16 protein-coding genes are annotated in these 13,941 nt (G+C 71.7%); 4 read left to right on the forward strand and 12 right to left on the reverse strand.

The features are described 5' to 3' along the window. Positions 1 to 37: 37 nt before the first annotated feature. Positions 38 to 892, forward strand: coding sequence for an SDR family NAD(P)-dependent oxidoreductase (locus N1031_RS10260; RefSeq protein ID WP_259479536.1), 855 nt, complete (start codon positions 38 to 40; stop codon positions 890 to 892). Next, a complete protein-coding gene (locus tag N1031_RS10265; protein ID WP_259479537.1) occupies positions 889 to 1,503 on the forward strand; it encodes a uracil-DNA glycosylase family protein in 615 nt (204 codons plus the stop codon). Before N1031_RS10260 ends, N1031_RS10265 begins: the two co-directional genes overlap by 4 nt. 45 nt (positions 1,504 to 1,548) lie before the next feature. Here N1031_RS10265 and N1031_RS10270 read toward each other — a convergent pair whose 3' ends face one another. From N1031_RS10270 to N1031_RS10310, 9 genes are all read right to left on the reverse strand, one after another. Beyond that, positions 1,549 to 2,469 (reverse strand): alpha/beta hydrolase fold domain-containing protein, encoded by a 921-nt coding sequence (locus tag N1031_RS10270; RefSeq protein WP_259479538.1) that lies wholly within the window; start codon positions 2,467 to 2,469, stop codon positions 1,549 to 1,551. Positions 2,470 to 2,518: 49 nt separating this feature from the next. Then, a complete protein-coding gene (locus N1031_RS10275; protein ID WP_259479539.1) occupies positions 2,519 to 3,460 on the reverse strand; it encodes a PrsW family glutamic-type intramembrane protease in 942 nt (313 codons plus the stop codon). Further along, entirely contained in the window at positions 3,457 to 4,047 is a 591-nt protein-coding gene (locus tag N1031_RS10280) for a hypothetical protein (RefSeq protein ID WP_259479540.1), read from the reverse strand. Before N1031_RS10280 ends, N1031_RS10275 begins: the two co-directional genes overlap by 4 nt. Further along, positions 4,044 to 5,003 carry a CPBP family intramembrane glutamic endopeptidase gene (locus N1031_RS10285; protein ID WP_259479541.1) on the reverse strand — a complete coding sequence of 320 codons (960 nt, stop codon included), beginning with the start codon at positions 5,001 to 5,003 and terminating at the stop codon, positions 4,044 to 4,046. The genes N1031_RS10280 and N1031_RS10285 overlap by 4 nt, the downstream gene beginning before the upstream one ends. 135 nt (positions 5,004 to 5,138) lie before the next feature. After that, positions 5,139 to 6,443, reverse strand: coding sequence for a wax ester/triacylglycerol synthase domain-containing protein (locus N1031_RS10290; protein WP_259479542.1), 1,305 nt, complete (start codon positions 6,441 to 6,443; stop codon positions 5,139 to 5,141). A 13-nt stretch (positions 6,444 to 6,456) separates the two neighbouring features. After that, on the reverse strand, positions 6,457 to 6,708 hold the full coding sequence (locus tag N1031_RS10295) for a hypothetical protein (RefSeq protein WP_259479543.1): 252 nt from the start codon (positions 6,706 to 6,708) through the stop codon (positions 6,457 to 6,459). A 24-nt stretch (positions 6,709 to 6,732) separates the two neighbouring features. Then, positions 6,733 to 7,086 carry a nuclear transport factor 2 family protein gene (locus tag N1031_RS10300; RefSeq protein ID WP_259479544.1) on the reverse strand — a complete coding sequence of 118 codons (354 nt, stop codon included), beginning with the start codon at positions 7,084 to 7,086 and terminating at the stop codon, positions 6,733 to 6,735. 11 nt (positions 7,087 to 7,097) lie between these two features. Beyond that, on the reverse strand, positions 7,098 to 7,544 hold the full coding sequence (locus tag N1031_RS10305; RefSeq protein ID WP_259479545.1) for a nitroreductase family deazaflavin-dependent oxidoreductase: 447 nt from the start codon (positions 7,542 to 7,544) through the stop codon (positions 7,098 to 7,100). A 63-nt stretch (positions 7,545 to 7,607) separates the two neighbouring features. Then, the gene (locus N1031_RS10310; protein ID WP_259479546.1) at positions 7,608 to 8,309 is read right to left on the reverse strand and encodes a DUF998 domain-containing protein; all 702 of its coding nucleotides are present in this window, start codon (positions 8,307 to 8,309) and stop codon (positions 7,608 to 7,610) included. Between the two features lie 87 nt (positions 8,310 to 8,396). On the opposite strand from N1031_RS10310, the gene N1031_RS10315 reads away from it, so the two are divergent. Beyond that, positions 8,397 to 9,038 (forward strand): TetR/AcrR family transcriptional regulator, encoded by a 642-nt coding sequence (locus N1031_RS10315; protein WP_259479547.1) that lies wholly within the window; start codon positions 8,397 to 8,399, stop codon positions 9,036 to 9,038. A gap of 145 nt (positions 9,039 to 9,183) precedes the next feature. On the opposite strand, the gene N1031_RS10320 is transcribed toward N1031_RS10315, so the two are convergent. Further along, positions 9,184 to 10,341 carry an NYN domain-containing protein gene (locus tag N1031_RS10320; RefSeq protein ID WP_259479548.1) on the reverse strand — a complete coding sequence of 386 codons (1,158 nt, stop codon included), beginning with the start codon at positions 10,339 to 10,341 and terminating at the stop codon, positions 9,184 to 9,186. 203 nt (positions 10,342 to 10,544) lie between these two features. On the opposite strand from N1031_RS10320, the gene N1031_RS10325 reads away from it, so the two are divergent. Beyond that, positions 10,545 to 11,735, forward strand: coding sequence for a Fic family protein (locus N1031_RS10325; RefSeq protein WP_259479549.1), 1,191 nt, complete (start codon positions 10,545 to 10,547; stop codon positions 11,733 to 11,735). 34 nt (positions 11,736 to 11,769) lie between these two features. Here N1031_RS10325 and N1031_RS10330 read toward each other — a convergent pair whose 3' ends face one another. Then, positions 11,770 to 12,042, reverse strand: coding sequence for a hypothetical protein (locus N1031_RS10330; protein WP_259479550.1), 273 nt, complete (start codon positions 12,040 to 12,042; stop codon positions 11,770 to 11,772). Positions 12,043 to 12,163: 121 nt separating this feature from the next. Then, complete coding sequence (locus tag N1031_RS10335) at positions 12,164 to 13,867, reverse strand: FAD-dependent oxidoreductase (RefSeq protein WP_259479551.1); 1,704 nt, start codon at positions 13,865 to 13,867, stop codon at positions 12,164 to 12,166. Positions 13,868 to 13,941: the final 74 nt, after the last annotated feature.

A 13,941-nucleotide genomic window follows, 5' to 3' on the forward strand; every position in this document is an offset into this window, starting at 1 on the left:
GCGCTCGCGCGGGGGCACGGCGTGGTTGGCTGGAGGTATGGCTGAGGCGCGGGAGCGGGTGTCGTACGTGGTGACGGGCGGTGCGCAGGGGGTCGGGCGGGCGATCGCCGAGCGGTTGTCGGCCGAGGCGCGGGTGGTGGTGATCGATCGGCACGACGGGGCGGAGGCGGCACCGGAGGTGCGGGTGCCGGGAGCCTTGGTGCCGGGAGCCCGGGTGCCGGAGGCCCGGGTGCCGCCTGCGCCCGCGGTCGCCCGGCCCGGACCGGTGTTCGTGATCGGTGATGCCGGGGATCCGGCCGTCGCCGCCCGGGCGGCGACGCTGGCCGAGGAGCTCGCTCCCTTGCGGGGCTGGGTGAACAACGCGGCCACGCTCGAGACCGCGGGGATCGCGGACGACACGGCCGCGCGCATCCTCGAGCTCGTCACGGCGAACCTGCGCCTCGCGGTGACGGGCACCCACACCGCGGTGACCCACCTGCTCGCCCACGGGCGTGGCGGCTCGATCGTCAACGTGTCCTCGCACCAGGCGCAACGCCCGGTGCGAGGAGCCCTGCCGTACGCGACGGCGAAGGCCGCCGTGGAGGGGATGACCAGGGCGGCGGCGGTCGACCACGGGCCGGACGGCATCCGGGTCAACGCGGTCGCGCTGGGCTCGGTGCGCACCGACCGGTACGACGAGTACCGGCTGGCGCATCCGGATGCCGACGCGCAGATGGCGCAGCTGCACCCGCTCGGGCGGGTCGGCGAGGCGGCGGAGGTCGCCGAGGTCGTGGCCTTCCTGCTCTCGCCCGCGTCGTCGTTCGTGTCGGGTGCCGTGCTGCCGGTCGACGGCGGCCGGGCCGCGAACGGGCCCGACCCCGAGGCGCGGACCGCCCGGGCCGCATCGCGATGACCGAGACCGCGGAGGGCACCGCGTTCGGGCGCCTTCGGGCCGAGGTGGCCGCGCACCGGTCGAACGCGTGGGCGACCGAGCTCGGGTGGGAGCCGCTGGTGGTGGGCTCGGAGCGGTCGCGGATGCTCATCGTGAGCCAGGCGCCTGGACGGCGGGCTCAGGCGAGCGGTGTTCCGTTCGACGACGCGAGCGGAGCGCTGCTGCGGCAGTGGCTGGGCGTCAGCGACGAGGAGTTCTACGATGCCGATCGCGTGGCCATCGTGCCCATGGACTTCTACTACCCGGGCAAGGCGGCCAGCGGCGATGCACCGCCGCGGCCGGGGTTCGCCGAGCTGTGGCACCCGCAGGTGCTCGAGTTGCTCGGCGACGTGCGGCTCACGGTGCTCGTCGGCGCGTACGCCCAGCGGCGGTACCTGGGAGCGGAGCGCGGGCGCACGCTCACCGACACCGTGCGGGAGGCGGGCACGCGGCTGCCGCTGTTCCCGATCGTGCATCCCTCGCCGCTCACGCGGGGGTGGCGGGTGCGCAATCCGTGGTTCGAGGGGGAGACGGTGCCGCGGTTGAGGGGGTTGGTGCGCGACGCGCTCGAAGGCGCGCACGGTTCTGCATAAGAATCCGGGGTGGCGTGTGCATAGTGTCGATGCCACCCCGGATTCTTATGCAGAACTGAGGGCTCCGGCGATGCTGCGGACGATCTCGGCCCGCGCCGCCCGCCCCGACGCCGTCGGCAGCAGCGGATAGACGTGCACCTTGCCCACGCCCTCGTGCAGCTCGAGCGGCACGCCGGCCTCCGCGGCACGGCGGGCGAGCAGGTGGGCGTCGGGGTTCAGCACGTCGCGCGTGCCGGTGAAGAGCGTGAGCGGGCCGAGGCCCTCGAGGCGTCCGGCGAGGGGGCTCACCACCGGGTCTCGCAGGTCGAGGTCGCCCCGCCAGTGCTCGGCCAGAACCCGGCCGCCGGGAGTGGCGAGCCAGGGGTCGGAGGGCTGCACGAGCGGGATGCGCGGGTTGCTCCAGGTGAGGTCGAGGGCGGGCGAGATGAGCACGGTGCGCGGCAGCACGAGCGGCTCCGGCTTCGTGCCGTCGCGGAGCGCCATCGCTGCGGATAGCGCGATCTGCCCGCCCGCCGAGTCGCCCGCGAGCACCGTGGGCCCGAAGCGCTCGCCGCATTCGCGCACCAGCTGCACCACCCCGGCCACCACTTCGGCGGCCGTGCCGAACGGCACGAGCGGGTAGATCGGCAGCACCACCGCGGTGCGGGCCTCCACGGCGAGCTGCGCCACCAGCCGCCAGTGCTGCCGCGCCACCTCGCCCACCCAGCCGCCGCCGTGCACGTACACCACGGCGCCCCACGCATCCGGTGCCGCCTCGCCGGCGCGCGGCGCGATCGTGTAGACCGGCCAGGGCCGATGCGACACCGACACCTCGAGGTCGCCCGCGAGTCGCGTGGGCGGCCCGTAGCTCACGGGGCGCAACTCACGCTCGCGCACCCGCCGCCGTGCACCCTCCTCGGTCACGAACACCCGATTCGCCCGCAGCGCCCGCAGCAGCGGCACCACCGCCCACTCCGGAATCTCCATCCCCTCATCCTGCCGCGCCCGGCCGCCGCGCGGCGGGATGAGGCGCGAATCAGGGCGCTGACGCGGGGGTGCCGGGGGCGTCGGCCGGGGCCGGGGTGGGGGTGCGCAGGCGGAGGCGGCCGCGGCGCAGGAGGACGGCGGCGATGACGACGAGTGCCACCGCGATGACGGCGGGCGGGATGACATTGGCCGGTGAGGTGAGGCCCCACTCGGCGTCCCACAGCAGGTGCGCGGCGAGGGTGGTCGTGAGGGCCGCAGCGAACACAGCGATGCCACGACCGGTGCGACCGCGACCGTGCAGCACGATGAGCGCCGCCAGGCCGAAACCGGCGATGCCCGCGTAGAGCGAGTGCGACCCCACCGCGAGGGCACTGCGCACGAGCAGCGACTGCGTCACGGCCTCGGTCACCGGCACCGCGGCGTCGCGCGCCTCGGCTGCGGCCGACAGGGCGTAGGTCACGTTCTCGACGGTGAGGAACCCGATGCCCACTGCGGCGCCCAGCACGAATCCATCGAGCGGGTCACGCACCCAGCGGCGGCCGACGCCGATGAGCGCCAGCACGCCGAGGAGCTTCACGGCCTCCTCGATCACAGGCGCCGACAGCACGAGGTCGGGGTCGAGACTGAGCTTCGCCGCGACCGCGTCGATCTGCTCGTTGAGGAAGCCCGACAGGAAGACGCACATGCCCCCACCCCACACGACCGCCGTGGCGACGATGATCCACGGACGGCCGAGCGGTCGAAGCGGGTCGATCGCCCACAGCAGCAGAAGCAGCAGCGCCCCGAGCACCGCCTGCGCGCCCACGGCCACGACGGCCACCACGGGGTCGGCGACGACCGTCGGCAGCCGGTACCACACCACCGCCACGGCTCCCGCGAGCGTCAGCGGCACGAGCAGCCAGCTCATCGGCTGGGCGAGCCTCCACACGGGTGACCACCGCGGATGCGCGAGGGGCGGCGAAGGCGGCTGCGGGATGTGGGGAACGCTCACGAGGCGCCGTCCGTGGTGTCTGTCGTGTGGGACTCGGCCTCGGTGGTGGTGACCGAGGCGAGGAGATCGGGGACGATCGTCCAGGCTCCGCCGGGGGCGGTGCCACTCGCGGTCACGACGACCGCCCAGCCGGAGACGTCGATCTGCGCGACGCCCACGGCACCGCCGTCGGGCAGCATCGCCCACAGCCGCTCGCCGCGCGACGCCGACGGCCCGGCCGCCACCGTCTGCAGGTCGAGCCCGCCCGCATCCTGACCCCGTGCATCCTCGAGCGTCGCCCGTGCCGTCGTGCGCGCCGGCACGAACCGCACCTCGATGCTCGCCGACTCGCCGGGCGCGCTGAAGCGCTGGCTGTCGCTGCCCACCTCCGACTCGCGGTAGAACCAGCCGCCGGGGGCTCGATAGGCCACGCCCGCACTGCCGTCGACGGGCTGGTAGCTGATGGAGGCGCCGGTGGCCGGGAGGTCGTGCACCCGGGGATCGACGATGGCAGCGTTCACGGCGAACGGGATCGCGACCGTGAGCGCGAAACCCAGCGCGAAGACGAGCGCGAGCAGGGGCCCGGGGCGTTCGAGGCGGCGGGTCACGGGGCTTCCGCCGGATGGGGAGAGGCCGAGTGCGGCGACAGCGAGCGTGCCGCAGTCGCACGCCGCCACGCCCAGGCGGCGCAGGCCGCCAGCACCAGCAGCACGACGATGTCGACCAGCGACCCCTCCGCCCCGTAGTCGCCGCCGCTCAGCACCGGATCGGCGCCCGAGGTGACGTTCACCACGAAGAGCGAGTTCGGCGGCTCCTGGCCCGACACCGAGATGCCGAAGAGGCTGCCCTGCGCCCAGTTCCAGGTGGCGTGGTACGCGATGAGGCCCCACAGCCCTCCCTCGGCCAGCACCCAGAACACGGCCACCACCGAGTACAGCGTCATGTCGATGATCGGCAGCAGGCTGAACTCCTCGGAGAAGGAGTGACCCACGGTGAAGTAGACCGCCGAGACGATCAGGGCCCCCAGCACGCCGGTCTTCGGGTACCACACCTGCACCAGGTAACCGCGCGCGACGATCTCCTCGGCCCCGCTCTGCACGGCGAAGGCGACGAGGGCGACGAACACCCAGCCGAGCGCCTGCGTGTGCACCAGCTCGCCGGATGCGGTGGTCGCGAACACGAGAGACCCCGTCGCGAGCCCGACCACGAGGTAGACGGCGAGCTGGGCCAGGGCGATGCCGGCACCGCGGGCCACCCGGAATCCCGCTCGCGACGGCTCGCGGAAGCCGATGCTCGCGAACGGCCGGCGCTCCTTGAATCGCAGCCACAGCCAGAGCAGCAGCCACACCACGAGGAACGCGGGCGTGATGGCCGCGACGCCGCCCTGCTCGAACAGCTCGGCCGGGAGCAGCGCCCGCAGCACCGGACCCGTCTGGAAGAGGGCCACCGTGATGAGCACCGCGACGAGAGTCCCGACGACAAGTCCGCTCGGTCGTCCGGATTCGGCCATCGCCAGCGGGAATCGGCCGCCTGCCGACCGCGTCCCGCCACCACTGATCCCCATCGTGATGAGCCTACCCGGGTCGTGACGGCTCGGTCGCCGACGGCTCGCGCCCTGTGCCATCGGCGGGGTGGCGGATGTGCGGGGCCGAGTGGGCAGGGATGCGCGGCGTGGTGGGCGGCGATCGTTCCCGACCCGTCAGGGCGACAGCGTGGCGCTCTGCAGCCGGGTGAATGCGGCGAGGGTGGCGGTGGCGAGGTCGGCGATGCCGGGCAGGGCCGTGGGGTCGGTGCTGAATCCGATGCCCAGCGTGTCGGCGTCGGAGATCGCGGCGATGCGAAGAGCGTGGTGGGCACCCGGCTCCGACGACGAGTACAGCTGCGTCACCCGCCGGCCCGCCACCGACACGGCCACGCGGGGACCGGGCACGTTCGAGACCGCGACGGCGAACTCCCGCGCGCTGCCGGTGAGCAGATCGGCCGTGGTGGCCCCCACGCTGCCGAGCCGCCCGAGCGCGTGCATGAGGTCGTAGAGCACGGCGGCGTCGTCGCTCTGCTTCGCCGTGCGCGTCTGGGCGCTGATCGCGTCGAGCCGCTCTGCCGGATGCATCGGGCCCAGTGGCAGGTCGACGTCGAGGAACGAATCGTGGTTGCCGAGCGACCCGCCCTCCTCGGCGCGATGGTGCAGACTCACCGGCACCTGCGCGCGCAGCCGTCCCGGCGTTCGCCCCACGCCGCTCGCCGTCGTCGTCGGCCACGTCGCGAGTCCGCCTGCCACGCTGGCCAGCAGCACGTCGTTGACCGTGGCGTGACTCGGCCTCGACGCACCGATCGCCCGCATGCCCGCCAAGGGCAGGGCGCAGAAGGCGAGCTCCCGTGCGCTCGTCACCGGCCGGTCGAAGGGAGAACGCCCACCAGGGTGGCCGAGCTCGCGTGCGACGACGGCGGGGAGTCTCCGCACCTCGTCGAGCGGGGTGAGCGGATGCGCGGCCGCTGCGCTCGCGGGACGTGCCGGCCGCATCCCGCTCTCGTGCACCGGCGCATCGTGCGGGTCGAGCAGCACCGCTTCGAGAAAGCGGACCGCGGCGATGCCGTCGGCCATGGCGTGGTGGATGCGCGCCGCGATCGCCTGCCGGCCGTCGGGAAGGGGACCGATCACGTCGAACGTCCAGAGCGGGTGGGAGCGGTCGAGGTGCTCCGACATGAGCTCGCTCACGAGGAGGCGCACCTGGTCGTCGTCGGCGCACTCTCCCGCACGCGCGCGCACGTGGTAGTCGAGGTCGACCGTGTCGGCCCGTACCCAGCGGGGTGGGCCGGAGGTGGTGTCGATCCGCTCCTGCGCCCTGGGCACCCGTGGCAGGCGCTCCGCCACGGAGCGGCGCAGCTGGTCGACGGAGAGCGGAGCGCCCGGCTCGACCACGATCAGCTTGAGGGTGTGGCCGAGCAGCGACTCCGATTCGAGGGAGAGGATGCGGGCGTCGTCGGCGGACAGCTGATCGCCCATCGGCGCTCCGTTCTCAGCCGGCGTTGATGGCCGTGACGGCCGCGGCGCCGAGCATTCCGGGCAGTGCGGCGTTCGCGCCGACACCCTCGGCGTGGAACGTGCCGTCGGGAGTGAACCAGGCCTCGAGACCGTCGGGGTTGAACGGCTGGTTGAGCTTCGCCAGGTGCGCCCCGACGTCTTTGAGGTAGTAGCGGAGCTCGCCGCCCACGGTGCGCTTGTCGGTGTGCTGTGAGGCTTCGAGCTGCTCCTCGGTGGGTTCGGTCATGCTCCCGAGCCTATTCGTGCTGCCCTACTCGTGCAGGAGGGTGCGCAGCTCGACGATGCGGCTGTCGGCCACCGTCACGATGTCGATGCCCCGCGCCACGGGAGTGCCCTCGGGCCCGAAGGTCCAGGCCAGCGCGCCGACGCCGTCGCCGGTGTAGAGCACGCCGTCCTCACGGAATTCGAAGCTGTCGGGGGCCGTGGCCAGAAGACCGGCGGCTTTCGCTTCGAGGGCGTCCCATCCGGTGACGGTCTCTTCGGGGTCGATGAACACGACCTCGGGTGAGAAGCTCGCCTCGATGGCGGCGCGGCGCGACGCGGCGTCGCGGTTGCCGAAGACGTCGTGCAGATTGGTGGCGAGGAGCTCGGGGATGGTGGGCATGATCGCTCCGTTCAGTTTTCGTCGGGACGGCGGGTGAGCACGAAGACCGGGATCTCGCGGTCGGTCTTCTTCTGGTAGTCGGCGTAGGGCGGGTAGGCCGCGACCGCGCGCTCCCACCAGAGGGCCTTCTCGTCGCCGAACACCTCGCGGGCGGTGTAGTCGTGCTTCTCGGTGCGGTCTTGCAGCTCGACGTGCGGCTCTTTGACGATGTTGTAGTACCACACGGGGTGCTTCGGGGCGCCGCCGAGCGAGGCGACCACGGCGTAGTCGCCGTCGTGCTCGACCCGCATCAGGGGCGTCTTGCGGATCTTGCCGGTCTTCGCGCCGACGCTGGTGAGGATGATGACACCCATCCCGTGGAGTTCGGTGGCCTCCGTGCCGCCGGAGGCCTCGTAGACGTCGAGCTGCTTGCGTGCCCAGTCGCTCGTTCCTGGTTCGTACTCACCGATCAATGGCATGGCTCGATGCTAGGCCCTGCCGCCGACAGCGGGGCCGATGTGTCGGAATCGGTCGCCGATCGTTCAGGCGGCCTTCGCCTCGACCGGGCGGCGGGCGAGCAGCGGATGCGGCACCGCGCGGTAGGCGGCGACGCTGATGAGGGCCAGCCACGCCCATCCGGCCAGCACCGCCAGCCAGAGGAGGGCCACGCCGGCGGGGCCGCCGGAGAGTGCGCCACCGGCGGCGAACGCGACGATCACGACGATGCCGGCGATCCGGGAGAGGATGCCGGCGGTGGGCGAGACATGCCGCTTCGCCCACGAGCCCGCCACGATCGCGGCGGCGCCTAGGCACACGAAGCCGAGTCCGCCGAACACGAGGTGCAGCATGCCGCTCGTGGTGAAGACTCCGCCGGAGGTGCCGGGAGGGAAGGCGCCCGTGGCATCGGGCGGGAAGAACGCGCTCAGCACGAGGCAGACCCCGTAGACACCGACGAGGACGGCGGCTACCCGTGACCATGCCGGGGTGCGGGCGAGGCCGATCGCGGCCACCAGGGTCATGACGCCGGCGAGACCCAGGTTGAGCAGCTGCAGCCAGCCGAGGTCGCCGAGCAGAAGGAGGCTGAGCGCGTCGCGGGAGAGGTCGAAGCCGGGGCGGGTGAGGGCGAGCACGAGACCGAAAACCAGGTAGAAGGGCCCGGCCACGACGCCCCAGCCGAGCATCGACCGCGTGACGGCGGCGGCGCCGTCGAATTCGTTCTTCGTGGGGGTGTCGGCGGTCGGCATGGCGGGCTCCCTCGGCTTTCGGGGTTTCAGGATGCATGTTCTGCACCAGTGCGTGCATTAGTGCACTGATGAGTGCATGATGGCAGGGTGCCGAACGTCACCGCAACCGATCCCCGCCAGATCCGCTCACGGGCGCTCATCCTCGACGCCGCCGTCGGGCATTTTCTCGAGCACGGGTACCTCGGCGGCAACGTCGACGCGCTCGCCTCGGAGGCCGGTGTGGCCAAACGCACGGTCTACAACCTGTTCGAGAGCAAGGCTGTGCTGTTCCGGGCAGCGATCGAGCACGCCACGGAGACCGCCGAGGCGTTCATCGCCGAATGGGTCGATCGGCCGGACGGCGAGGTCTCGGCGACGGCGCTCGACGACGAATTCACCACGTTCGCCCTCGCCCACGCGCGTGCGGTGCTGCAGCCCCGCGTGCTGGCCACCCGGCGGCTTCTCATCGGCGAGGTCGCCCGCTTTCCCGAACTCGCTGCCGACTACTACGAGCGCGTCCCGGCCCGGGTGATGCGCGCCCTGGCTCAGCGCCTCGGGAGATATGCCTCCAGCGGCATGCTGCGGGTCGACGATCCCGAGGCGGCGGCGCAGCACTTCTCCTACCTGGTGTTGGGCGCGACTCTCGACCAGGCCCTCTTCGCACCCGGCATCCTCGACGACACCGACCTCATCGCCTCCCGTGCCCGATCAGGCGCCCGCGCCTTTCTCGCCCTCTCCGCCCCACACTGAGGCGCCTCAGAGCCCCAATCCGTCGGAGGACGTGCTGTCCCAGAGTCGTACCTCGGTGTCGTCGAACTCGGCGAACGTCTCCTCGTAGGCGAGGGAAAGGTGATCAATCATCGGATTCACGAATCCATGATGCCACGTGTCGTCGTCAGGCGCGGTGGAGGCGGATGAGGCGTTGGGAGCCGTCTTCTTGGAGGTCGGCGATGTCGGCGCGGGAGGCCAGGAAGTCGGAGAAGGAGCGGAAGCCCAGGGGCTTCTCGTTGAACGAGGGGTCCATGCGGCGCATCTGGTTCTTCACGTTGCCGGTGTTGAGCCACTCGTCGCCGTCGCCCTTGGCGTGACCGATCTGAAGCGCGCGGCGGAGCAGTTCGGTGGCGACCGCTTGCGGGTCGGGGAGCTCGACCGTGTCGTCGTCGGTGTCGTCGAAGGAGGGTTCGGGGGCGTGCGAGAACACGGGCACCGTCACGCGTCGGGAGGTGGATGCGGGAGTGCCGCTGCCGGCCTCGGCGGGGTCGGCTGCGGGCGCATCCTGCGGCTTGGCGCGGCGACCGCGGGTGGGTGCCGGAGCGGCGGTGCCGGCCGTTCCGGAGGGTGCGGCGGGGTCGGCTGCGGACGTACTCGACGCCGAGTCTGTGGACGTGGCGGCCGCCTTCTTGCGACCGCCGCCCTGCTTCGTCTGGCTCGCGGACGCATCCGTCTCTGTGCGGGTGGCACGCGCATCCGGAACCCGCTCTACCCCGGGCAGGGAGTCGTAGTGCTCGAACTCGTCGCAGGCCGCGGCGAGCGACGTGCTCGACGAGCCGGCCACGCCGATACCCACCACGAAGCGGCCGAGGCGCTTCGACTTCTGGGCGAGCGCGATGTAGTCGGAGTCGCCGGCCACGATGATGACGTGGGTGAGGTCGGCCAGGCGGAAGAGGTCTTCGACCACGTCGACGGCGAGGCGGATGTCGGCCCCGTTCTTGGTGCCGCGCGTGGTGGTGGTGAACAGCTGGGTGAGGTCGACCGCGCGCGACATGAGCTGGCGCTGGTAGCTCGCGTTGACGGGCACCGACCAGTCGGCGTAGGCGCGGTTGACCACGATGGTGCCGAAGCTGGCGGCGAAGTCGACGATCGCGTCGAAGTCGACGGTAGCGGCGGTGAGGCGGGCGGCGATCTCGGTGTCGGCGCCGGGGGCGGTGCGGTCGAAGTCGCGGATGCCGTCGCGCTGGAACGCCTGGCGGCCGTGCAGCTGCTGGTAGCGCGAGATGACGATGTTGTCGAAGTCGATGTAGAGGCCGACGCGAGCGTCGTCGGTTTCGGTCATCCCCTCACCCTACGCGCCTCGCCATGGCGCTGCAGAGCGGGTGCTCCCGCCCGCCTGCCTGGTGGCTCTCCGACTTGGGTCGCCCCGAAGCGTTAGTACCGTGCTCGATTACTAACACTTTCGGTTAGAAGTGTTAGTAAAATGAGAGCGTGGTAACACATGTCGAGATCGATCGGGTGCCGATCGCACCCCTCGGATTCGAGGTGCGCACCTGGCGCCCGCGTTCTGTGGAGCACTACTCCAACGCCGAGGTGGCACGCCAGACGGGTGAGTACCAGTCCGCCGTCGCTCCGCCGATTGCCGCATGGAGTGCTCATCTGTCAGGTGCTCTCGCCGCCGAGGTCGCCGACGCCACCCGGTTCCTCATCGAATTCGACTTCCACGCCGTGGCCCAGTTGGGTAAACAGAACCCCGCGCTCGGCCCGATGTCAGCGATCCTCCTGCGCACGGAGAGCTCGTCGAGCTCCCAGATCGAACAGCTGACGGCCTCGGCGAAGCAGCTCGCGCTCGCCGAATTGGGAGAGGAGTCGCGAGCGAACGCCGCGACCGTCGTGGGCAATGTGCGTGCGATGGAGGCGGCGCTGAGGCTCTCGGCAGATCTCGACCTCGTCAGCATCCTCGCGATGCATCGGGAGCTCCTGACCCGTCAGCCAGGGCTCGAGCGCGAGGCGGGTCGGCTGCGAGGCGAGCTCGTCTGGATCGGGAACCGGGATACTGCAGGCCCGCGCGGGGCGACGTTCATCGCACCGCAGCACGAGCTGGTGCAGGGCGCGCTCGACGACCTCGTCGGTTTCATGCGTCGTGACGATCTGCCGGTGCTGGTGCAGATCGCCGTCGCGCATGCCCAGTTCGAGACGATCCACCCCTTCGTCGATGGGAACGGGCGCACCGGTCGTGCGCTCGCCCAGGCACTTCTCCGGGGCAAGGGACTCGCAACGCACACCACCGTGCCGCTCTCGGCGGGGTTGCTGACCGGCACGGAGCAGTACTTCGACGCCTTGGAGCAGTACCGCCGTGGCGATGCTGCTCCGATCATCCAACGCTTCTGTCAGGCCTCCAGGTATGCCGCGGTGACGGGGCGATCTCTCGTCGACCAGCTCGCGCAGCAGTTGGATGCGTCTCGCGGTCGACTGGAGGGGGTGCGGCCGCAGGCGGCGGCTTGGCGGATTCTGCCCGTGCTGATTCAGCAGCCCGTCGTGAACACGTCATATCTGATGAACTCACTCGGGCTGAGTGCGATGACGGTAGGACGAGCGCTCGACACGCTGGTCGAACGCGGGGTAGTGCGAGAGGGCACCGGGGCAGCGCGCCGCCGGGTGTGGCGGCATCCGGGAATTCTCGACGTGCTCGACACCTATGCGGCCGAGGTGCGCCGCGCGCCACGGCGGCGCTGAGCGCGCGCGAACCCGACGGGCTCGCCGGCCCGCCTCATGCCGTGGGTGCGATGCGGAAGCGGGCCTGAGCCGCCTGGCGGGTGGTGCCGAGGGTCATGCCGATGTCGGTCCAGCTGTAGCCCGCCGCGCGCGCGGCGTGAACCGCGGTGCGGAGTTCGGTTTCGGCGGCGTCGATCTCGCGGAGAGCGAGGCCGATGCGTCGGAGTTCTCGAGGGTTGTCGATCTCGACCGAGTCGAGGTCGAGGTTGCCGAGCAGCGCCTCGACCGCGGTCTCGGCCTCAGCCGCTGCGGCCTGTCGTGCGTTCATGTGGAGCACCGTCCTTTCTGAGGTTCGCATGGCTCGAATGCGCCCGCGGCGATCCCTCAAATGTCAAGGTAGTCTTGACGCGTGCGGGTGTCAAGACTACCTTGACGGCACGCTACAGCGGTCAACGGGCGGTGACGACTGCCTCGCTGCGGGAGCCGCCGGTGCGGATGGTGTCGCTCCAGGCCAGGGCGATGCCGAGGCGGTCGCTCAGCAGGCGCTGGAAGTCGGCGCGCAGGGCGGGGTCGCCGTGCACCTCCGCCGGCGTGCGGGTGCCGACGTCCGCACCTGCACCCGCGCCCGCACCGCAGAACGCCGCGAGCGCCCCCGCCGCCTCCCCGATCGACCACTCCACCGGGTGCAGCCGGTACGCCCCGTTGGTGATGTGCGTGCTGCCGATGTTCTTGTTCGCCGCGAGCAGGTTGGCCGTGTCGGCCGGGATGAGCGCCCCGAGCGGAATCTGGAACGGGAAGCAGTCGATGTCGACATAGCTCCGCCCCGCCGTCGACGGGTGCAGATCGATGCGGTAGAAGCCGATGCCGACGCTGTCGTCGAACAACGCCGACCCGGCCCCCTCGCCCCGCATCTCACGCCCGATGTGCCCCTCCGTCACCGTGAACAGCGCCCGGATGCGCCGGGACTCCCGCACGTAGACCGCCTTCGCCAGTCCGTCGGCGGTGCCCAGCACGTCTCCGCGCGGCGCGAGCTCGGGGTAGCCGGTGCCGCCGTCGCTGCGCGGCGCCTCGGTCTGGATCCAGTGGATGAACGACAGCGTCAGCTCCCGCGCCTCCCGCAGCGCCAGCGAGCGAGCGGCGCCGGCATCGGCAGCACCGGCGCCGGCACCAGCAGCATCCGGGTCACCCACCCCCACCAGCGGCCGGTCCCAGTAGTCCACCTGCGGCCAGTTCACGAGCGTCACGTCATGTCCCGCCCACCCGTCCCGCATCATCCGCCGGGCCAGGATGCGCCGGTAGTGCCACAGATCGAGGTCGTCGTTCTCGACGGCGTCTTCGGGCCGACCCGTGAACATCGGCCGTTCGCGCCGTTCGAGCGAGATCGGCTCGATGTCGACCCACGACAGCTGCGGCCCCGGCCAGAACGACGGCACCGTGTCGCGCCACCGGGCGTACCCGGCGGGCCGGTCGATCACGTGCGACTCCCCGGGTCGCAGCTCCAGCGCCGCGCACCAGGTGACCGCCTGCTGGTCGAGCGGGTCGGCCACCTCGGGCGCGTGCAGCTCGCCCGTCTCGGCCGCACTCTCCGCACCGACCACGTGCGCGACCCCTCCGAGCGCGAGCAGGTCGCCGAGCTCGGTCGCGTCGGCGACCATCCCGGCGTGCACGACCACCTCGTCTCCGGTGCGGCGATCGAGCAGCCGCACGGCCGTGATGCGGTCTCCCGAGCGCTCCACCCCGACGGGCTCGTGCTCGGTGAGCACCGTCAGCAGCCCCGACGCCTCGAGCGGCGACGTCATCTCGCGCACGGCGAGGTGCGCCACCCGCGGCTCCATGCACAGCCTCGACACGAACCCGGCCCCGGGGTTCAGCGCCACGGCCGTCCGCGCGCTCTCCACGAGCGGGTACTCGCGCCGGTAGTGGTCGCGGATGCGCTCCCGCAGCTCGCTGTAGCTCGGTGAGATCGGCTGCCGGTCGATCCACTCGTGCTCGTCGGGAGGCACGCCCTGGCTGGTGAGCTGGCCGCCCAGCCAGTCGGTCTCCTCGGTGAGCACGACGCGCATCCCGAGCCGGGCGGCCGTGACGGCGGCGGCTGTTCCGCCGAGCCCCCCGCCGATGACGGCGAACGGGACGTGCAGGTGGCGTGTGGCCATGGATGGAGGCCTTTCTGAGAAGGAGACGACGAAGGGAATGACGAAGGGAAGGCAGAGCGAGCGGATCAAGGGGC

Origin of the sequence: Herbiconiux moechotypicola, from assembly GCF_024979255.1 — a bacterium.
GTDB lineage: Bacteria > Actinomycetota > Actinomycetes > Actinomycetales > Microbacteriaceae > Herbiconiux > Herbiconiux moechotypicola.